The sequence below is a fragment of the Streptomyces sp. NPDC048392 genome, from assembly GCF_043200575.1.
Classification (GTDB): domain Bacteria; phylum Actinomycetota; class Actinomycetes; order Streptomycetales; family Streptomycetaceae; genus Streptomyces.
This window is the reverse complement of sequence record NZ_JBICYB010000001.1, coordinates 472,308-492,305: the sequence shown is the minus strand read 5'-3', so window position 1 is coordinate 492,305 and position 19,998 is coordinate 472,308. Positions and strand designations below refer to the sequence as shown.

The 19,998-nt window shown below is 71.2% G+C and carries 17 protein-coding genes; 9 read left to right on the top strand and 8 right to left on the bottom strand.

What is annotated here, in order from left to right; all coding sequences use genetic code 11:
* Positions 1 to 14: 14 nt before the first annotated feature.
* From ACGFYH_RS02115 to ACGFYH_RS02105, 3 genes are all read right to left on the bottom strand, one after another.
* Positions 15 to 926 carry a sugar ABC transporter permease gene (locus tag ACGFYH_RS02115; protein WP_393801191.1) on the bottom strand — a complete coding sequence of 304 codons (912 nt, stop codon included), beginning with the start codon at positions 924 to 926 and terminating at the stop codon, positions 15 to 17.
* Positions 927 to 939: 13 nt separating this feature from the next.
* On the bottom strand, positions 940 to 1,944 hold the full coding sequence (locus ACGFYH_RS02110) for a carbohydrate ABC transporter permease (protein WP_393801190.1): 1,005 nt from the start codon (positions 1,942 to 1,944) through the stop codon (positions 940 to 942).
* 102 nt (positions 1,945 to 2,046) lie between these two features.
* Positions 2,047 to 3,318, bottom strand: coding sequence for an extracellular solute-binding protein (locus ACGFYH_RS02105; protein ID WP_393801189.1), 1,272 nt, complete (start codon positions 3,316 to 3,318; stop codon positions 2,047 to 2,049).
* A 391-nt stretch (positions 3,319 to 3,709) separates the two neighbouring features.
* Between ACGFYH_RS02105 and ACGFYH_RS02100 the strand changes: the two genes are divergently transcribed.
* Both ACGFYH_RS02100 and ACGFYH_RS02095 read left to right on the top strand, forming a co-directional pair.
* On the top strand, positions 3,710 to 4,744 hold the full coding sequence (locus ACGFYH_RS02100; RefSeq protein WP_393801188.1) for a LacI family DNA-binding transcriptional regulator: 1,035 nt from the start codon (positions 3,710 to 3,712) through the stop codon (positions 4,742 to 4,744).
* Positions 4,745 to 4,837: 93 nt separating this feature from the next.
* Positions 4,838 to 5,698 carry a phosphatase PAP2 family protein gene (locus ACGFYH_RS02095; RefSeq protein WP_393801187.1) on the top strand — a complete coding sequence of 287 codons (861 nt, stop codon included), beginning with the start codon at positions 4,838 to 4,840 and terminating at the stop codon, positions 5,696 to 5,698.
* A 121-nt stretch (positions 5,699 to 5,819) separates the two neighbouring features.
* On the opposite strand, the gene ACGFYH_RS02090 is transcribed toward ACGFYH_RS02095, so the two are convergent.
* On the bottom strand, positions 5,820 to 8,858 hold the full coding sequence (locus ACGFYH_RS02090) for a bifunctional [glutamine synthetase] adenylyltransferase/[glutamine synthetase]-adenylyl-L-tyrosine phosphorylase (RefSeq protein WP_393801186.1): 3,039 nt from the start codon (positions 8,856 to 8,858) through the stop codon (positions 5,820 to 5,822).
* Between the two features lie 171 nt (positions 8,859 to 9,029).
* Here ACGFYH_RS02090 and ACGFYH_RS02085 point away from each other — a divergent pair, with 171 nt between their 5' ends.
* From ACGFYH_RS02085 to ACGFYH_RS02075, 3 genes are read left to right on the top strand one after another with little or no spacing between them, the layout of a single operon-like run.
* Positions 9,030 to 9,293, top strand: a complete 264-nt coding sequence (locus ACGFYH_RS02085; protein ID WP_361007257.1) for a type II toxin-antitoxin system prevent-host-death family antitoxin — start codon at positions 9,030 to 9,032, stop codon at positions 9,291 to 9,293.
* Positions 9,290 to 9,544: a Txe/YoeB family addiction module toxin gene (locus ACGFYH_RS02080; protein WP_393801185.1), complete on the top strand. Its 255-nt coding sequence runs from the start codon at positions 9,290 to 9,292 to the stop codon at positions 9,542 to 9,544. Before ACGFYH_RS02085 ends, ACGFYH_RS02080 begins: the two co-directional genes overlap by 4 nt.
* A 34-nt stretch (positions 9,545 to 9,578) precedes the next feature.
* On the top strand, positions 9,579 to 10,025 hold the full coding sequence (locus tag ACGFYH_RS02075; protein WP_393801184.1) for a VOC family protein: 447 nt from the start codon (positions 9,579 to 9,581) through the stop codon (positions 10,023 to 10,025).
* 21 nt (positions 10,026 to 10,046) lie between these two features.
* Here ACGFYH_RS02075 and ACGFYH_RS02070 read toward each other — a convergent pair whose 3' ends face one another.
* A complete protein-coding gene (locus ACGFYH_RS02070) occupies positions 10,047 to 11,816 on the bottom strand; it encodes an NAD+ synthase (protein WP_393801183.1) in 1,770 nt (589 codons plus the stop codon).
* Between the two features lie 331 nt (positions 11,817 to 12,147).
* On the opposite strand from ACGFYH_RS02070, the gene ACGFYH_RS02065 reads away from it, so the two are divergent.
* Positions 12,148 to 13,509 carry a glutamine synthetase family protein gene (locus ACGFYH_RS02065; RefSeq protein ID WP_393801182.1) on the top strand — a complete coding sequence of 454 codons (1,362 nt, stop codon included), beginning with the start codon at positions 12,148 to 12,150 and terminating at the stop codon, positions 13,507 to 13,509.
* A gap of 61 nt (positions 13,510 to 13,570) precedes the next feature.
* Here the strand turns inward: ACGFYH_RS02065 and ACGFYH_RS02060 are convergent, their stop codons facing one another.
* The 3 genes from ACGFYH_RS02060 to ACGFYH_RS02050 all read right to left on the bottom strand — a co-directional run bounded on the left by ACGFYH_RS02060 (position 13,571) and on the right by ACGFYH_RS02050 (position 16,487).
* Complete coding sequence (locus tag ACGFYH_RS02060) at positions 13,571 to 13,825, bottom strand: DUF397 domain-containing protein (RefSeq protein ID WP_393801181.1); 255 nt, start codon at positions 13,823 to 13,825, stop codon at positions 13,571 to 13,573.
* Positions 13,826 to 14,091: 266 nt separating this feature from the next.
* Positions 14,092 to 15,333, bottom strand: coding sequence for an MFS transporter (locus ACGFYH_RS02055; protein WP_393801180.1), 1,242 nt, complete (start codon positions 15,331 to 15,333; stop codon positions 14,092 to 14,094).
* Positions 15,334 to 15,434: 101 nt separating this feature from the next.
* Positions 15,435 to 16,487, bottom strand: coding sequence for an endonuclease/exonuclease/phosphatase family protein (locus tag ACGFYH_RS02050; protein ID WP_393801179.1), 1,053 nt, complete (start codon positions 16,485 to 16,487; stop codon positions 15,435 to 15,437).
* 320 nt (positions 16,488 to 16,807) lie between these two features.
* On the opposite strand from ACGFYH_RS02050, the gene panB reads away from it, so the two are divergent.
* From panB to ACGFYH_RS02035, 3 genes are all read left to right on the top strand, one after another.
* A complete protein-coding gene (gene panB, locus ACGFYH_RS02045; RefSeq protein WP_393801178.1) occupies positions 16,808 to 17,683 on the top strand; it encodes a 3-methyl-2-oxobutanoate hydroxymethyltransferase in 876 nt (291 codons plus the stop codon).
* Positions 17,684 to 18,091: 408 nt separating this feature from the next.
* Positions 18,092 to 19,117, top strand: coding sequence for an ATP-binding cassette domain-containing protein (locus tag ACGFYH_RS02040; protein WP_393801177.1), 1,026 nt, complete (start codon positions 18,092 to 18,094; stop codon positions 19,115 to 19,117).
* On the top strand, positions 19,114 to 19,989 hold the full coding sequence (locus ACGFYH_RS02035; RefSeq protein ID WP_393801176.1) for an ABC transporter permease: 876 nt from the start codon (positions 19,114 to 19,116) through the stop codon (positions 19,987 to 19,989). Before ACGFYH_RS02040 ends, ACGFYH_RS02035 begins: the two co-directional genes overlap by 4 nt.
* Positions 19,990 to 19,998: the final 9 nt, after the last annotated feature.

The following is a 19,998-nucleotide window of genomic DNA, read 5'->3' as shown; positions in this document are numbered from 1 at the left end:
TCCGGGGCGGGCTGTCAGCCCTTCGTGCCGCCGGCGGTGAGGCCGGTCACCAGGTTCTTCTGCACGAGGTAGAAGAACGCGGAGACGGGTATCGCGACGAGTACGGCGGTGGCCGCCATCAGGTTGCGCTGCGCGTCGTGCTCGCTGACGAAGCTCTGCAGTCCGACGGCGAAGGTGTACTTCGTGTCGCTGAGCATGAACGTCGAGGCGAAGGCGACCTCACCGAAGGCCGTGATGAAGCTGTAGAAACCGGCGACCGCGAGGCCCGGCCGGGCCAGCGGCAGGATCAGCCGGAAGAAGGTGCCGAAGGGGCTCAGCCCGTCGACGCGCCCGGCCTCGTCGATCTCGAACGGGATGGTGTCGAAGTAGCCCTTGAGCAGCCAGGCGCAGTACGGCACCGCGGTCGAGCAGTAGACGAGGATCAGGCCGAGGTAGTTGTCGATGAGCTGGAGCTCGGACAGGATCTGGTACATCGGCACGATCAGTACCGCGATGGGGAACATCTGGGTGACCAGCAGGACCCACATGAGCTTCCGGTAGCCGGGGAAGCGCATCCGCGAGACCGCGTAGCCGGTGGTGGCGGCGACCATGACGCCGATGACCGTGGTGCCCAGCGAGACGATCAGCGAACTCTTCAGCCAGTCGAAGAAGTTGGTGTCCTGGAGCACGAACGCGTAGTTGTCGAAGGTCGTCTTCGACCAGATGCGCCCGGGGTGCAGGTAGTCGTTCTTGTCGGGACCGAGGGACAGGAAGACCAGCCAGGCGACCGGGAAGAGCGCGACGAGGCTCGCGAGCGTCAGGACGCCGTGCGAGGCGAGGGACGCGGCGCGGCTTCGCTCGCCGCGGCCACGCACCTTGCGCTGCTGCGCGGTGGACGCGGTGACCTGCTGGGCCGGGGCCTCGGCCGGCGCGGTGCTTGTACTCATGGCGGCTCCTGCCTCAGTTCGCGAGCTGCTGCTCATTGCGGTTCAGCCAGCGGCGGTAGAAGGAGGTGAAGACGATCAGGATGGCCAGCAGCAGGACGCCGTAGGCCGCGGACTGCGCGAAGTCGCGCGGCTGCTGCCCGAAGCCGAGCTGGTACGCCCAGGTGACGAGGATCTGCGCGTCGGGGGCGGTGTTGCCGAACAGCAGGAAGATCACGGCGAACTGGTTGAAGGTCCAGATGACGCCGAGCAGTACGACGGTGGAGCTGACGGACCTGAGGCCGGGCAGGGTGACGTAGCGGAACCGCTGCCAGGCGTTGGCGCCGTCCATCTCGGAGGCCTCGTACAGGCTGTTGTCGATGGACTGCAGGCCGCCGAGGAGGGAGACCATCATGAACGGCACACCGCACCAGGTGTTGACCATGATCGCGGAGAACCGCTGCCAGAAGGTGTCCTCGAGCCACGCCGGTGTGGGCAGGTGCAGCCAGTCCAGGGCGGAGTTGACGATGCCGGCGTCGGCGAGCATGAAGCGCCAGCCGAAGACCGTGACGAAGGTGGGCACGGCCCACGGCAGGACCAGGAGCAGCCGGTAGAAGGTGCGGCCGCGCAGCTTCTGGTTGAGCAGCAGGGCGAGCCCCAGCCCGATGAAGAAGTGCAGGCCGACGCAGACCGCCGTCCACACGATGGTCCAGATGAAGTGCGACCAGAAGCGGTCGTACGCCGTCGGGCCCCACAGGATGTCGGCGTAGTTGTCCAGGCCGATGAACCGGTAGGTGGCCTCGATCTCGTTGACGCCGATCGTGCGGCCCGTGTTGAGGCTGTTGGCGTCGGTGAGGGTGAGGTAGAGGCCGTATCCCAGCGGGTACAGCACGAGGACGCCGATCACGACGGCCACCGGCGCGATCATGGCGTAGGCGTACCAGTGCTTCTGGTAGCCGTCTTTCAGACGCCGGCCGAGGCCGGGCCGCGGGGTGCGGTCACCGCGGCGCTCGCCGGTCGCGCGGTCGATGGTGACTGTCATGGTTCGACACCTTCGGGAGCATCAGGAAGGTCAGGGGTGCGGCGCACGGCCGGTGACCGCCGGGCCCCTCCCCCAGTGCGGGGGCCCGGCGGTCGGGTGGAGCTACTTGCTGAAGTCCGGAACCAGCTTGGCGATCGCGGTCTCGGCGTCGCCCAGCCCCTCGTCCAGGGACTTCTTGCCGCCGGCGATCTGGGGCAGCTCGTCGTCGAGCGGCGTCCACAGGGAGCTGTACTCAGGCAGCGCCGGGCGCGGCCGGGCGGCGGGCAGGACCGTCTGGAAGCCGGCGATGCCCGGGTCGGCCTTGACCTTGTCGGTGTAGGCGTCGTCGCGGGTCGGCAGCGTGGAGTTCTTCAGGGCGACGGTCTCCTGGGACTTCGCCGAGGTCATGAAGTGCACGAACTTCAGCGCCGCTTCCTGGTGCGCCCGGTCCGAACCGGCGTAGACCGACAGGTTGTGGCCGCCGGTCGGGGCGCCCGCCCTGCCGGTGGTGCCGGCCGGGACGGTGGCGATGCCGAGGTTGCCCCTGTCCTTGAAGGCGGAGCCCTTGTAGAAGTTGGTGATCTCCCACGGGCCCTGGATGATCGAGGCGACCTTGCCGCTGACGAACGCCTCCTGGATGTGGGCGTAGGCGTCCGCGGTGGTGTCGGCCTTGTGCAGGCCCTTGCCGTCGAACAGGCTCAGCCAGGTGCCGTAGCCCTTCTTCGCCTCGGGCGAGGCGACGGTGATCTTCTTGCCCTCGGCGTCGACGGTGTCGGTGCCCTCGCCGTAGAGGAACGGCTGGGCGTAGTAGCCGGCCGTGGAGGCCCAGTAGCCGTCGACGCCGGTCTTGTCCTTGATGGTGGCGGCGGCCTTCTTCAGGTCGTCCCAGTTCTCGGGGACCGCGACGCCGGCCTTCTCGAAGAGTGCCTTGTTGTAGACGAGGGCGAGGGTGTCGGTGACCAGCGGCACGCCGTAGGTCTTGCCCTCGTACCCGGCCTGCTCGATCAGGTTGGGCTGGAACTTGTCCTGGTCGGCGAGGGCCTCGGTGCCGTCCAGCGGCAGGAAGAAGCCCTTCTTGGCGAAGGCGGGGGTCCAGCCGACCTCGGAGCGCAGCACGTCCGGGGCGCCCTTGGAGCCGGCGGCGGTGTCGAACTTGTTCTGGGCCTGGTCGAACGGCACGTTGACGAAGTCGACCTTGACGCCCTTGTTGGCGGCCTCGAACTCCTTGACCAGGGCCTGGTAGGTCGGCGCCTCGTTGGTCGCGTTGGAGGTGTCCCAGTAAGTGATGGTGACCGGTCCGCCCGACTCGCTGTCGCTGTCGCCGTCCCCGCCGCACGCCGTCGCCGCGAGAGCGAGGGACGCCACCAGCGCGGTGGCCGCTATGCCACGCCGCATGAGTTCTCCTTGAGGGTGAAAAGCCCGTGTGGTGCAGGGTGCGGGCCCGTCCGCCGCTCCCGCCACTGCCGGCCGCGTCGTTGCCGCCGCCGAGCGACGTGAACGTAACAGCGTTGCAAGCACGGCGAAAGGTCTTGCAGCAAAAAAGTGCAAGAGAGCTTCGAAGTTATCCGGACGTGACCTCTTGGCGACCGTCGTGAGACGCTTGTTTACAGGGGACGAGCGGTATCGGGCCGGTTGTGCAAGACTCTGCAAGCTCTTGCCGCCACATTCATGAGGGAGCGCGATGACGCAGCAGCCCGGGCCGGGCCGTCCTACGGGCCGTCCAACAGGCCGCCCACGGCGCCCGACCGGTGTGCAAGGCGGCGGCCGACCGGTACAGTCCACCCCTGTGACCACACGGCTTGCCGACATCGCCGTCCAGGCGGGGGTGAGCGAAGCGACCGTCAGCCGGGTCCTCAACGGGAAGCCGGGCGTCGCCGCCACCACCCGCCAGTCCGTACTCGCCGCTCTCGACGTGCTGGGCTACGAGCGCCCGGTCCGGCTGCGGCAACGCAGCGAGGGCCTGGTGGGCCTGATCACCCCGGAGTTGGAGAACCCCATATTCCCGGCGCTGGCCCAGGTCATCGGCCAGGCCCTGACGCGCCAGGGCTACACGCCGGTCCTCGCCACCCAGACGCCGGGCGGTTCCACGGAGGACGAGCTGACCGAGATGCTGGTCGACCGCGGGGTCGCCGGAATCATCTACGTCTCGGGGCTGCACGCCGACACCACCGCCGACATGCAGCGCTACGAGCGGCTGCGCGCGCAGGGCGTGCCGTTCGTCCTCGTCGACGGCTTCTCGTCGAAGGTGCAGGCGCCGTTCATCTCCCCGGACGACCGGGCCGCGATGAGTCTCGCGGTCACGCACCTCGTCTCCCTGGGCCACACCCGGATCGGGCTGGCCCTCGGACCGAAGCGGTTCGTGCCGGTGCAGCGCAAGATCGAGGGCTTCGTCCGCAGCGTCCAGGAGCAGCTGGAGCTGAGCGCGGAGACCGTGGAGAAGGAGCTGGTCCAGCACTCGCTCTACACCCTGGAGGGCGGCCAGGCGGCGGCCACCGCGCTCATCGGGCGGGACTGCACGGCGGTGGTCTGCGCCAGCGACATGATGGCGCTGGGCGCGATACGCGCGGCCCGGCAGCTGGGCCTGGACGTGCCGAAGGACGTCTCGGTCGTCGGCTTCGACGACTCTCCGCTGATCGCCTTCACCGACCCGCCGCTGACGACGGTGCGCAAGCCGGTCCCGGCGATGGGGCAGGCGGCGGTGCGCACGCTGCTGGAGGAGATCGGCGGGACCCCGGCACCGCACAGCGAGTTCGTGTTCATGCCGGAGCTGGTGGTACGCGGCTCGACGGCGTCGGCACCGGGCGAGCGCAACCGGTCCTGATCCCCGCCGGGGTTTCGGTCCGGGCCGGATGCGGGCCCGGCCGGACCGGGGGATGATCGGTGGAAGACGGCTTTTCTGGCAGACTTCACGCCTATGGGTGACGCGACCGCGAGGACTCGGGAACGCCTTCAGGACGGCGTTCCGCACCCCGTACCCGGGACGACGGGGCAGGGCCTCGTGCGCCGTCTTCGCACCCCGCGCCGCCCCCGCCTCCGGTTCGAGATCCTGCTGATCGCGCTCAGTTACTGGACGTACTCCCTGGTCCGCAACGCGGTGCCGGAACAGCGGACGGCGGCGCTGCGCAACGCCGACTGGATCTGGCGCGTCGAGGGGCAAATCGGCCTCGCCGTCGAGGAGTCCGTGAACCACGCCGTGAACTCGGTGACATGGCTGGTCGTCGGCATGAACTACTACTACGCCACCCTGCACTTCGTGGTGACCCTGGGCGTACTGGTGTGGCTCTACCGCAGCCACCCCGGCCGCTACGCGGCGACCCGGCTGGTCCTCTTCACGACCACGGGCGTCGCCCTGGCCGGCTACTACCTGTACCCGCTCGCCCCGCCCCGCCTGATGAACGGCGGCCACTTCGTCGACACCGTCATGGTGCACCGGACATGGGGGTCGATGGCGTCCGGGGACCTGAAGAACATGTCCAACCAGTACGCGGCGATGCCCTCGATGCACATCGGGTGGTCGGTGTGGTGCGGGCTGACGGTCTTCGCGCTGGCCTCGGTGCCGTGGGTGCGGGTGCTGGGGCTGGTGTATCCGGCGCTCACGCTGGTGGTGATCGTGGCGACGGCCAACCACTTCTGGCTGGACGCGGTGGGGGGTGTGCTGTGTCTGGGGTTCGGGTTCGCGGTCGCTGCCGCCTGGTACGGGCGGTTGCCCTACGCGCTGCCCCGGGTGGTACCGGTCGCCGCGCGGCCCGGGGTTTCGTCGCCCACGCGGACGTGAGGGCGCGGGGCAGGCGCCCGGTGGGGGCGGGTCCGCGGCCGGGTGCGACGGGGTGCCGCCTGCGCCCGCCCGTGCCCCGGCGGCACGGCTGCCCGCGGCCGGGAGGCGCCGGCCGGGGGCGTCACGTGTAGAACAGCTCCTCCACCACCGTCCGTGCCCTGCGCGCCGTACGGCGGTACTCGTCGAGCATGTCGCCCGCGTGACCGGAGCCGTGGCCCAGGTAGCGGCCCACGGCCGCCAGCTCGCGCGGGTCGGTCGGAAAGGTGTCTCCGGCCCGGCCGCGGACCAGCATCACCGCGTTGCGCACCCGCGTCGCGAGGACCCACGCCTCGTCGAGGATGTCGGTGTCCTCCGCCGAGACGAGCCCGGCGTCGCGTGCCGCGGCCAGTGCCGCGCGCGTGCGGGTGGTGCGCAGCCCGGAGACCTCGTGCGCGTGCCGCAGCTGGATCAGCTGCACGGTCCACTCCACGTCGGAGAGGCCGCCCGGCCCCAGTTTGGCGTGCAGCTTGGGGTCCGTCCCGCGCGGCAGCCGCTCGGACTCCATCCGGGCCTTGAGCCGCCGGATCTCCCGTACGGCGTCCTCTCCGAGCCCGTCCGCCGGGTACCGCAGGGGATCGACCAGCTCGATGAAGCGCCGTCCCAGGTCCTCGTCACCGGCGACGAACCCGGCCCGCAGCAGCGCGTGCGACTCCCACCCCAGCGACCAGCGCCGGTAGTAGGCCGCGTACGACTTCAGGGTGCGCACCAGCGGCCCCGACCTGCCCTCGGGCCGCAGGTCGGCGTCGATGAGCAACGGCGGGTCGGCGCTCGGCACCTGGAGCAGGCGCCGCATCTCGGTGACGACCTTGTTGGCCGCGTCGCCCGCCTCCCGCTCGTCCACCCCGTCGCGGGGCTCGTGCACGAACAGCACGTCGGCGTCCGAGCCGTAGCCCAGCTCGTGCCCGCCGAAGCGGCCCATGCCGATGACCGCGAACCGGGTCGGCAGCGTGTCGCCCCACCCTTCCCGTACGACCGCCCGCAGCGTCCCCGCCAGCGTCGCCGCCGTCAGGTCGGACACCGCGCCGCCGACCAGGTCCACCAGGGCGCCCGGGTCGGCCTCCACGGGCCGGGCCTCGGTGCCGTAGGAGCCGACGATGTCCGCGGCGGCCGTACGGAACAGCTCCCTGCGCCGTACTCCGCGCGCCGCGGTGACCGCCTGTACGGCGCCGTCGGCACGGCTGACCGCGGCGAGTATCTCCTGCTCCAGCTGGGCCCGTCCGCGCGGCGCCAGTCCCCCGGCGGCACCGTCCCCGAGCAGGGCGACGGCCTCGGGGGCCCGCATCAGCAGGTCGGGGGCGAGGCGCCCGGCGGAGAGCACGCGGGCGAGGTTCTCGGCCGCGGCGCCCTCGTCCCGCAGCAGCCTGAGGTACCAGGGTGTGTTGCCGAGGGCGTCGGAGACCTTGCGGAAGTTGAGGAGTCCGGTGTCCGGGTCGGCGGAATCGGCGAACCAGCCCAGGAGCACGGGCAGCAGGGTGCGCTGGATGGCCGCCTTGCGGGTGACGCCGGACGCCAGCGCCTCCAGGTGCCGGAGCGCGGCGGCCGGGTCGGCGTACCCGAGGGCGACCAGGCGCTCGCGGGCCGCCTCCGGGCTCAGCCGGGCCTCGCCGGGCGCCAGCTGGGCGACGGCGTCGAGCAGCGGCCGGTAGAACAGCTTCTCGTGCAGCCGGCGTACGACGGAGGCGTACCGCCGCCACGCCCGCAGCAGCCCGGTCACCGGGTCGGTGCGCAGGTCCAGGGAGCGGCCGAGGCGGCGCAGGTCGGCCTCGTCCTCGGGCACCAGGTGGGTCCGCCGCAGCCGGTGCAGCTGGATGCGGTGCTCCATGGAGCGCAGGAAGCGGTACGCCTCGTCCAGCTGGGCGGCGTCGGCGCGGCCGACGTAGCCGCCCGCGGCGAGGGCCTCCAGGGCGTCCAGCGTGGTGCCGCTGCGCAGGGAGGCGTCCGCCCGCCCGTGCACCAGCTGGAGGAGCTGCACGGCGAACTCGACGTCCCTGAGGCCGCCGGGCCCGAGCTTGAGCTGCCGGTCCACCTCGGCGACGGGGATGTTCTCCACCACCCGGCGGCGCATCTTCTGCACGTCGGGGACGAAGTTCTCGCGGTCGGCCGCCTGCCACACCAGGGGCTCGACGGCGGCGACGTACTCGGCGCCGAGGCCGGGGTCGCCGGCCACCGGGCGGGCCTTGAGCAGCGCCTGGAACTCCCAGGTCTTGGCCCAGCGCTGGTAGTAGGCGACATGGCTGCTGAGGGTGCGTACCAGCGGGCCGTTGCGGCCCTCGGGCCTGAGGTTGGCGTCGACGGGCCAGATGGAGCCCTCGACGGTCGTCTCGGAGCAGATCCGCATCATGTGCGAGGCGAGCGAGGTCGCGGCACGCAGCGCCTTCGTCTCGTCGGCGTCCGTGCTGCCCTCCGCGCCTGCCGCGCCTCCCGTGCCTTCTGCGGCTTCTGCGGCTTCACCCACGAAGATGACGTCCACGTCGGAGACGTAGTTCAGCTCGTGTCCGCCGCACTTGCCCATCGCGATCACCGCCAGCCGGCACCGCGCGGCATCCTCGGGCGCGGCGGCCTCGGCGAGGGCCAGGGCGGCGCGCAGCGTGGCGGTGGCGAGGTCGGCCAGCTCGGCGGCGGTCTCGGCGATGTCGATGGTGCCGCACACGTCGCGGGCGGCGATGGACAGCAGGCAGCGCCGGTAGGCGACGCGCAGGGACACCGGGTCGGTGGCCTCGGCGAGCCCGCGCTCGAACTCCTCGACGCCGCGGTGCAGGTCGCGCGGCTCGTAGGTGACCAGGGCCTGCCAGTCCCCGGCGTGCCGGGCGAGGTGGTCGGCGAGCGCCTCGGAGGCACCGAGCACCCCCAGGAGACGGTCGCGCAGCGGCTTGGCCGCTATCAGGGTGTCCAGCAGCTCCTGGCGGGCGGTGGGGCCGGGCTGCGCCTCCAGGAGCCGCACCAGTCCGCGCAGGGCGAGGTCCGGGTCGGCGGTGGCGCCCAGCGCCTCCAGCAGGACGGGGTCGGCGCGCAGCTCCGCCAGCTCCGCGCCGTCCAGCAGCCGTTCCGCGGCCGAGGGATCGGTGAAGCCGTGCCGCAGCAGCCGCGTGAAGGTACTGCTCCTGCGCCCCGGCGCCGTCATCTCGGCCTCCTGTCGGACTGCGGGGCCCGTGGGCCCCGCGGGATCAAGGTCGTACGAGGTGAGCGTAGCCGGGGAACGGCGCGCGGGCGCCGGGGAGCCCCCCGCTCTCTCCGGTGGACCTTCCCGGACTCGTACGATATCTTGTACAAGCCGAGGAAGGGAGGCTCCGGTATGTCCATTACCGCCAGCGAAGCCCGTCAGAATCTGTTCCCGCTGATAGAGCAGGTCAACGAGGACCACGCCCCGGTGCACATCACCTCCCGCAAGGGGAACGCCGTGCTCATGTCCGAGGAGGACTTCACGGCGTGGACGGAGACGGTGCATCTCCTGCGCTCACCCAGGAACGCTCGCCGCCTGCTCGACTCCATCGCGGAGGCCGAGGCGGGCGACGCACGGCGGCGCGAACTGATCGACCCGGACGCGGAGCGGGCGTGAGGATCACTTTCACGTCCCACGGCTGGGAGGACTACGTCCACTGGGCCGAGAGCGACCGGAAGGTGACCAAGCGGATCAACAAACTGATCACCGACATCACCCGTGACCCCTTCAAGGGCATCGGCAAGCCGGAGCCGCTCAAGGGCGACCTGTCGGGCTACTGGTCACGGCGCATCGACGACACGCACCGTCTTGTGTACAAGCCCACCGATGACGTGCTGGTCATCGTGCAGGCGCGCTACCACTACTGACCCTGTGACCGACGAAAGCCCAAGGAGCCATGCCATGGACTTCACGCTCGAAGTCATCCCGCTCCCCGTCACCGACATCGACCGCGCCCGGGACTTCTACCGCGACAAGGTCGGCTTCCACGTCGACATCGACCAGGAGGTCATGCCGGGGATGCGGATCGTCCAGCTGACGCCTCCGGGCTCCGGCTGCTCGATCGCCCTCGGTGACGCCATCTGGGACATGGGACAGGGACAGACCCGGCCGGAAGCGGGGTCGTACCAGGGCCTCCAGCTGTGCGTCGCCGACATCAAGGCGGCCCACGCGGAGCTGACCGGACGCGGCCTGGAGGTCTCGGAGCCGGTGCAGTACGCGCCGGACGACGGCGCCACCTTCATGTACTTCAAGGACCCGGACGGCAACGGCTGGGCGGTCCAGGAGTACCGGCGCCGTGGGGCGGAGCCGCTGCACAAGGTGCTGGCGGACCCGAAGCACCGGGGCTAGCCGGTACGGCGGTCCGCCGCCTCAGCCGGCCTCCCGCCAGCGGTTGGTGACCGGCAGGCGGCGGTCCTTGCCGAAGCCCTTGGCCGAGATCTTGGTCCCCGGCGGGTACTGCCGCCGCTTGTACTCGGCGGTGTCCACCATGCGCAGCGTCCTCGTCACCAGGTCCCGGTCGTACCCGGCGGCGACGATCTCGTCCGCACCCCGGTCGAGGTCGACGTAGAGGGCGAGGATCGCGTCGAGTACCGGGTAGTCCGGCAGCGAGTCCGTGTCGACCTGGCCGGGCCGCAGCTCCGCGCTGGGCGGCTTGGTGATCGAGTTCTCGGGGATCGGCGGGGTCCGGCCGCGGTCCCGGGCCGCGCGGTTGCGCCACTCGGCGAGGCGGAAGACCGACGTCTTGTACACGTCCTTGATGGGCCCGTACGCGCCCACCGAGTCGCCGTACAGCGTCGAGTAGCCGACCGCCAGCTCCGACTTGTTGCCCGGGGCCAGGACCAGGTGGCCCTCCTGGTTGGAGATCGCCATCAGCAGCGTCCCGCGCAGCCGTGACTGGAGGTTCTCCTCCGCCAGTCCGGTCAGGCCCAGCGCACCCATGTACGCGTCGAACATCGGCTCGATCGCCACGGTGCGGTAGTTCAGGCCGGTACGCCGGGCCATCTCGGCCGCGTCGTCCTTGGAGTGCCCCGAGGAGTACCTGGACGGCATCGAGACGCCGTACACGTTCCCCGCGCCGAGCGCGTCGCAGGCGATCGACGCGACCAGCGCGGAGTCGATGCCGCCGGACAGCCCGATCAGCACGGAGCGGAAGCCGTTCTTCGTGACGTAGGCGCGCAGTCCGGTGACGAGTGCCGAGTAGACCTCCTCGTCGTCGTCCAGCGGCTCGGCCCGCCCTCCGGACAGCCACGGCTCACCGGCGGTCACCGGCTCCCCCGCCGCGGGCTCCCCGGACAGCACCACCCGGTCGATGCGCAGTCCGTCGTCCACCACGCCCGTGGGCGGCTCCGCCCCGGCGGCCGGAAGGTCGAGGTCCAGGACCACGCAGCCCTCGGAGAACTGCGGCGCCCGTGCCAGGACGGCCCCGTCCCGGTCGACGACGATCGAGTCGCCGTCGAAGACCAGCTCGTCCTGCCCTCCGGTCATGGCGAGGTAGGCGGTGGCGCAACCGGCCTCCTGGGCGCGCTTGCGGACCAGTTCGAGGCGGGTGTCGTCCTTGTCCCGCTCGTACGGGGAGGCGTTCACGGAGAGCAGCAGTCCGGCCCGCGCGGAGCGGGTGGCCGGCACCCGGCCGCCGTCCTGCCACAGGTCCTCGCAGACGGCCAGCGCCACGTCGACGCCGCGCACCCGTACGACGGGCATGGTGTCGCCGGGCACGAAGTAGCGGAACTCGTCGAAGACGCCGTAGTTCGGCAGGTGGTGCTTGGCGAAGCTCAGCGCCACCTCGCCGCCGTACAGTACGGCCGCCGCGTTCTGCGGGGCGCCGGCCGGCTGGCCGTACCTCGGCTGGGCGGTCGCGGAACGGTCGAGGTAGCCGACGACCACCGGCAGCCCGCCCAGGCCCTCGTCCGCCAGCCGCCCCGCGAGGGAGCGCAGAGCGGCACGGGAGGCCTCCACGAAGGACGGCCTGAGCGCCAGGTCCTCCACCGGATACCCGGTCAGCATCATCTCGGGGAACGCCACCAGGTGCGCCCCCCGCTCCGCCGAGTGCCGGGTCCAGCGGAGGACCGACTCCGCGTTCTGGTCGATGTCGCCGACGGTGGAGTCGATCTGGTTCAGCGCGAGTCGTAGTCGAGGCACGCGTCCAGTGTAATCGTCAGAACGACGCAATGGGGTGACGTACCGGTTTCCGCCTCATGTCCGCGGCCTCACGGGACCGCACGTCCGCGGCCTTCCAGGGCCTCACGTCCGAGGCTTCGCGCCCCCTGCGGCCAGCGGGTCGCTGGTCGGCCGGATCTCCGGAATGGCCCGATCGAACAGGTGGCCTCTACGCTGCGGTCACGGGGTGGGCCGGCCGGTGGAGGTCCGCAACGCGTACGTAACGGCACTGTGGTGTGATGCTCAGGTGCCCGACCGCCTCCCGCCGTACCGGAGACAGGCGGCCTGACCAGCAAGGATGGGGAAGCGGAAGATGGACAAGCAGCAGGAGTTCGTGATCCGGACGCTCGAGGAGCGCGACATCCGGTTCGTACGCCTGTGGTTCACGGACGTGCTGGGCTTCCTCAAGTCCGTCGCCGTGGCCCCGGCCGAACTGGAGCAGGCCTTCGACGAGGGCATCGGCTTCGACGGCTCCGCGATCGAGGGCTTCGCCCGGGTCTACGAGTCCGACATGATCGCCAAGCCGGACCCGTCGACCTTCCAGGTCCTGCCGTGGCGCGCGGAGGCCCCCGGCACGGCCCGCATGTTCTGCGACATTCTCATGCCGGACGGCTCACCGTCCTTCGCGGACCCGCGCTACGTCCTCAAGCGCGCCCTGGCCCGCACCTCCGACCTGGGCTTCACCTTCTACACCCACCCGGAGATCGAGTTCTTCCTGCTGAAGGACAAGCCGGTCGACGGTTCGGTCCCCACCCCCGCCGACAACTCCGGCTACTTCGACCACACCCCGCAGAACATCGGCATGGACTTCCGCCGCCAGGCGATCACCATGCTGGAGTCGATGGGCATCTCGGTGGAGTTCTCCCACCACGAGGGCGCCCCCGGCCAGCAGGAGATCGACCTGCGCTACGCCGACGCGCTCTCCACCGCCGACAACGTCATGACGTTCCGCCTGGTCATGAAGCAGGTCGCCCTTGAGCAGGGCCTCCAGGCCACCTTCATGCCGAAGCCGTTCTCGGAGTACCCGGGCTCGGGCATGCACACCCACCTCTCCCTCTTCGAGGGCGACCGCAACGCGTTCTACGAGTCCGGCTCGGAGTACCAGCTCTCCAAGGTGGGACGCTCCTTCATCGCGGGCCTGCTCCGCCACGCCGCCGAGATCTCGGCGGTCACCAACCAGTGGGTGAACTCCTACAAGCGCATCTGGGGCGGCACCGAGCGCACCGCCGGCGCCGGCGGCGAGGCCCCGTCCTACATCTGCTGGGGCCACAACAACCGCTCGGCCCTGGTCCGCGTACCGATGTACAAGCCCGGCAAGACCGGCTCGGCCCGCGTCGAGGTCCGCTCCATCGACGCCGGCGCCAACCCGTACCTGACCTACGCCGTCCTGCTGGCCGCCGGCCTCAAGGGCATCGAGGAGGGCTACGAACTCCCGCCGGGCGCCGAGGACGACGTCTGGGCCCTCTCCGACGCGGAACGCCGCGCCCTGGGCATCGAGCCCCTCCCCCAGAACCTGGGCGAGGCCCTCGCCCTGATGGAACGCAGCGACCTGGTCGCCGAGACCCTCGGCGAGCACGTCTTCGACTTCTTCCTGCGCAACAAGCGGCAGGAGTGGGAGGAGTACCGGTCGCAGGTGACGGCGTTCGAGCTGCGGAAGTCGCTGCCGGTGCTGTAGGCGGTCCACGCTGCTGCGACGGGCGGGCCGACTGGTCGCGGACCGTCGGCCCCACCGCGCCTCATCGCTGTGCCCGAGGTAGTGGCTCAGCGCCTTGCCCTGGCTGGTGCGACACGTGGGGCCAGGCCACGAACGCCGTCCATGCCGTCGACGCAGTGGCCATGCAGGGTCCCTCAAGGCGCTTCGAGTCGCGGATGTGGATGGTGGCGGGGGTCATGGCTACCTCTACGCAGTCGTTGGGGTCGCTGCTGTCGCTGTAGCTGCTCGTGAACCGGGTCAGGTCGGTGACGTCTTGGGACGTGTCCTTGCGGCGCACGTCTCCCCCAGCAGTTGTTCGACGAACGCCGTTGATTCCCGGGCGGTCAGCGCCTCGGCCCGGATGATGCCATAGCGCAGTCCGAGGATGCGCAGTCGCCGGGGTCGATGACAGGACGGTTGCCGAACTCGTCGTCGTCCGGGTCGGCCTCCCAACCCGGCTCGTCCGTCTCGCCGTTCTCCGGCGTCCGCGCCCCTCCGTCGTACGCGTCGTGTCGCGGCGGGCGTCACGGTGGAGGGGCGGGCCGCGCCGAGTGACGGGAACGGTCACTCCGTCACTCCGACGTGGGGCGCGGCGCCGTCGGGTGCCGGCACGTGCCCCGCCACCACACGCTCCCGCCCCTGCGCCGGGACGATGACGGCGCGCCGCCGGTCCACGGCATACGCCGTGCCCGCGACCGCGAGGCCGAGGACGGCCAGGGCCGCGCCCGCCGTCGCCGGGGAGGTGGCACCGAATCCGGCGGCCAGGGCGAGGCCGCCGATCCAGGCGCCGCCGGCGTTGGCCAGGTTGAAGGCGGCCTGGTTGGCGGAGGAGGCGAGGGAGGGGGCCGCCGCGGCCTTCTCCATCACCATGAGCTGGAGCGGGGAGCCGGTGACGAAGGCGGCCATGCCGAGCAGAGCGACCGATGCCGCCGCCGTGACCGGCGTACGCATCAGCAGGGGGAACAGGGCCAGCACCGCGACCAGGGAGACGAGCCCCCCGAAGAGGGTGCCGCGCAGGGAGTGGTCGGCCAGGCGGCCGCCCAGCAGGTTGCCCGCGGTGGCGCCGACGCCGAACAGGGCGAGCAGCAGCGTCACGCTCGTCTCGGCGAACCCGGCGGCAGCGGTGAGCATCGGTGCGATGTAGCTGTACGCGGCGAAGAGCGCGCCGAAGCCCGCGACCGTCGTGCCGAGGGCCAGCCAGACGGGCAGGGAGCGCAGGGCGGCCAGTTCACCGCGCAGGCCGTTGGTGGGGGCGGGGGCGCTGTCGCGGGGGATCAGGACGGCCAGCGCCGCTATCGCCGCCACGCCGATCGCGCTCACGCCGAGGAAGGTGGCCCGCCAGCCGAGCTGCTGGCCCACGGCGGTGGCCGCGGGGACGCCCACGATGTTGGCGACGGTGAGGCCGAGGAACATCAGGGAGACGGAGCGGGCCTTGCGTTCCGGGGCCACCATGCCGGTGGCGACGACCGCGCCGACGCCGAAGAAGGCGCCGTGCGGCAGGCCGCTGACGAAGCGGGCGGCGAGGAGGGAGGTCTCGCCGGGGGCGAAGGCCGACAGCGCGTTGCCGGTCACGAAGAGCGCCATCAGGGCGATCAGGACGGCGCGGCGGGACATCCGCGTCGTCACCGCCGCGAGCAGCGGGGCGCCGATGACGACGCCGAGCGCGTAGGCGGAGACGAGGTGACCGGCGGTGGGAATGGAGATGTCCAGGTCGTCCGCGACGTCGGGCAGCAGGCCCATCATCACGAACTCGGTGGTACCGATGCCGAAGGCGCCCACGGCAAGGGCGAGCAGGGCCAGGGGCATGAAGAGTCTCGCCTTTCGAGAGCGGAGTGCGTACGGGAGTGACGACTGTATGTTCCCGTACGGAACAAAGCCTCTCAGGGCAGGTATTCCGCAGACGAATTTCAGGAAGCCGTTGTGTCGACCTTCACACGCGCGGCGATCGGAAGGTGGTCGCTGCCGGTCGCCGGGAGGGTCCAGCTGGTCATGGGTTCGACGCCGGTGACCAGGATCTGGTCGATGCGGGCCATCGGGAAGGAGGCCGGCCAGCTGAAGCCGAAGCCGTCGCCCGCGGCGCCCTGCGGGGAGCGCAGTTGCGAGGTGATCGCGGTGAGCGAGCGGTCGTTCATGGTGCCGTTGAGGTCGCCGAGCAGGATCTTGCGGGGGAGCTCCTCGTCGGCGATGGCCTCACCGAGGGCGTCGGCGCTCTTGTCGCGCTGCCGGGCGGTGAAGCCGGCCTCCAGCTTCACCCGTACGGAGGGCAGGTGGGCGACGTACACCGCGACCGGCCCGGAGGGGGTCGCGACGGTGGCGCGCATCGCGCGCTTCCAGCCCAGTTGGATGTCGACGGCCCGCACGCCGCTCACCGGGTACTTGCTCCACAGTCCGACGGTGCCGACGACCGCGTGGTGGGGGTACTTCGCCGCCAGCGCCTTCTCGTACGTCGGTACGGCGGACGCCTTCAGTTCCTCCAGGGCCATCACGTCCGCACCGGCGGCGGCCACGGCGCGGGCGGTGCCGGCCGGGTCGGCGTTGCCGGCGTTGACGTTGTGCGTGGCCACCGTGAGGTCGCCGCCGGTGCCGGTCTTGTCGAAGAGCAGGCCGCCGAAGAGGTTCAGCCACACGCTCACCGGCAGCACCAGCGCGATCAGCGCCGTCGCCGACTTGCGGGCCAGGGCGATCACCAGCAGGACCGGGATCAGCAGGCCGAACCACGGCAGGAAGGTCTCCGTGAGGCTGCCGAGGTTGCCGATGGCGTTCGGGATGTGCGAGTGGGCCGCCATGACGACGGCCAGGAGGATGGCGACGGCCGCCGTGATCAGGCCCCGGCGCCAGATCCGCCGGTCCCCGCGCCAGCCGGTGACCGCCCGGTCGAACAGGCGCCGAATCCGGGTCCGCCGGCGCTCGGGGCCCGAGTCGCCGTTGTCCGTCTCCGTCATGTACGCCTGCTGCGCCATACCGTTGCCTCACTGCCCGCTGTGCACACCGTCGCCCCCTGTGACTCAGCACCATAGGGGATGATCGGTTCCGATCCCGTCGTCCTTCGACGGCCGTACGGGCAGGAGGACGTACGGGCCGCCCCGCGGAGTTCCGAAGGACGCCGGGACGGGCGACTCTGTGACACGACGGGCACATTCGACCCCATGAGTCCCGCCCTGGCCCGTGACGGGGTCCGGTGGCAGGGGTCCCCTAGCCGTCGGGGGCCACAGGTGCCACCATGGAAGAGGTCCGGGGACGCCGTCAGGGTGCCTCGAGATGACATGAAGGAGCCGTTTCCATGACGCAGCTCTCGGCTGCCCAGACGCCGCAGCGCACCCCCGGGGACGGGAGCAGGGCGCTGTACGGGGGCAGGATCAACCGCCGTATCACCGTCCGGGACATCACCGCCGCCAAGGAGCGCGGCGAGAAGTGGCCCATGCTCACCGCGTACGACGCGATGACCGCGTCCGTCTTCGACGAGTCCGGCATCCCGGTGATGCTCGTCGGTGACTCCGCGGGCAACTGCCACCTCGGCTACGAGACCACCGTGCCCGTCACGCTGGACGAGATGACCATGCTCTCGGCCGCCGTCGTACGGGGCACCGGCCGTGCCCTGATCGTCGGCGACCTGCCCTTCGGTTCCTACCAGGAGGGCCCGGTCCAAGCGCTGCGCTCGGCGACCCGGCTGGTCAAGGAGGCGGGGGTCGGGGCGGTGAAGCTGGAGGGCGGCGAGCGCTCGCACCGGCAGATCGAACTGCTCGTGGAGTCCGGCATCCCCGTGATGGCGCACATCGGTCTCACCCCGCAGTCCGTGAACTCCATGGGCTACCGGGTGCAGGGCCGGGGCGAGGAGGCGGCCCAGCAGCTGCTGCGCGACGCCAAGTCGGTGCAGGACGCGGGCGCCTTCGCGGTCGTCCTGGAGCTGGTGCCGGCCGAGCTGGCCGCCGAGGTCACCCGGACGCTGCACATCCCGACGGTCGGGATCGGCGCGGGCCCGGACACGGACGCCCAGGTGCTGGTGTGGACCGACATGCTCGGGCTGACCGGCGGCCGGATGCCTAAGTTCGTCAAGCAGTACGCCGACCTGCGCAAGGTCATGGGCGACGCGGCGAAGGCGTACGCCGAGGACGTCGTCGGCGGGACGTTCCCGCAGGACGAGCACTCCGTCCACTAGCCAGGCCCTGTCGTCGAAGTCCCGTCTGCCCCGCGACGTCGTGCACGCACTGTCGCCGTACCGGGCCCTGACCCGAGTACATCCCGTACGAGGCCCGGGACCCGGCACGCCGGGAGCACGCACCCGACGCCGCGGGGCCGCCTTCCGGGCGACGACGCGACTTTGACGACAGGACCCGGCGCGCACCACCCGCAGGCCACCGCGGTACGACACCGGCCCCGCCGATCTTCCCCCGTCGGCGGGGCCGGTGGTTTGCCCGGGCCCGGCCCGCCGTCCCGTGTTCCTGCCGGCGGGATGTCGGCGGGATGTCGGCGGGGCCGGGCGGCTGTCGGTGGAATGTCGGTGGGGCCGGGCGGCTGTCGGTGGAATGTCGGTGGTTTGTCGGCGGCCACTGCCATCGTCCGGGGCATGAAGCGAATCGACGACAGCCCCCGGGCCGGGGGCAGCGCGGTCACCGTGCGGGGACTGGTCAAGCACTACGGCGAGACCAAGGCGCTGGACGGCGTCGACCTGGACGTGCGCGAAGGCACCGTGCGGGGCGTGCTCGGGCCGAACGGCGCCGGCAAGACCACCCTCGTGCGCATCCTGTCCACCCTCATCACCCCCGACGCCGGTCAGGCGCACGTCGTCGGCTACGACGTCGTACGGCAACCGCGGCAGCTGCGCCGGGTCATAGGCCTGACCGGGCAGTACGCGTCCGTGGACGAGAAGCTCCCCGGCTGGGAGAACCTCTACCTGATCGGCCGGCTCCTCGACCTGCCCCGCAAGGAGGCGCGCACCCGGGCCGACGAACTGCTGGAGCGGTTCTCGCTCACCGAGGCCGGCAAGCGGCCCGCGGCCACCTACTCGGGCGGCATGCGGCGGCGCCTGGACCTGGCGGCGTCCATGATCGGGCGTCCGGCGGTCCTCTACCTGGACGAGCCCACCACCGGCCTGGACCCGCGCACCCGCAACGAGGTGTGGGACGAGGTCAAGCGCATGGTCGGCGACGGCGTCACCGTGCTGCTCACCACCCAGTACATGGAGGAGGCCGAGCAGCTCGCCTCCGAGCTGACCGTCGTGGACCGCGGCAAGGTCATCGCGAACGGCGGCATCGAGGAGCTGAAGGCCAAGGTCGGCGGCCGCACCCTGCGGGTCCGCCCGGCCGATCCGCTGCAACTGCGCCCACTCGCCGCCTTCCTGGACGAGCTGGGCATCACCGGGCTCGCCAACTCCACGGTCGACGCACGGGCCGGCTCCGTCCTGGTGCCGATCCTCAGCGACGAGCAGCTGACCGCCGTGGTCGGCGCGGTCACCGCGCGCGGCATCACGATCGCCTCCATCACCACCGAACTGCCCAGCCTGGACGAGGTCTTCCTGTCCCTCACCGGCCACCGCGCCAGTGCCCCGCAGGACCCCGCGCCCACCGACGCCCGCGAGGAGGCCGCCGTATGAGCGCCCACCCGTCGCCCGCCCCCACCCTGGACGAGGCGCCGCCCACCGCCCCTCCGACCACTTTCGCCCCGGACACCCGGGTCGCCCCCGACGCCCGGATCACCCCGCGCGCGCACCTGCGGCACACCAGCGCGCTGATCCGCCGCAACCTGCTGTGGATCCGGCAGGACCCGGAGTCGATGTTCGACGCCGTTCTCTTCCCGATCGTCTTCACGCTGCTGTTCGTGTACGTGTTCGGCGGCTCCATCGGGCAGTCCCTGGGCGGCGGTCAGCAGGCGTACGTGCAGTACGTCATCCCCGGCCTGATGGCCATGATGGGCATGAACATGGCCCAGGGTGTCGGCACCGGGTTCAACCAGGACTTCAACTCCGGTGTCATGGACCGTTTCCGGTCCCTGCCGATCGGCCGCGGCTCGGTGCTGTTCGCGAAGATCGCCGTGGAGCTGCTGCGGATGCTGTCCGCGACCGCGGTGCTCATGGTCGTCGCCGTCCTCGTCGGCTTCGACATCACCGACTGGGCGGGCCTGCTGGCCTCGGTGGGACTGTCCGCGGTCTTCGGCTCGGCGCTGATGTGGGTGTTCATCACCCTCGGCGTGATCATGAAGAGCGCGCAGTCCGTACAGGCGATGGGTTTCCTGGTGCTGATGCCGCTGCAGTTCGGTTCGTCGATCTTCGCGCCGACCGACTCGATGCCGGGCTGGCTGCGGGCGTTCACCGACTACAACCCGCTGTCCTCCCTCGCGGACACCGCACGCGGACTGATGGTGGGCGGCCCCGTCACGCACGATCTGTGGGTGACGCTGGGCTGGTCGGCCGGCCTGACGGCGGTGATGGCGCCGATCGCCATCCACAAGTTCCGCACCAAGAGCTGAGCCACGGAC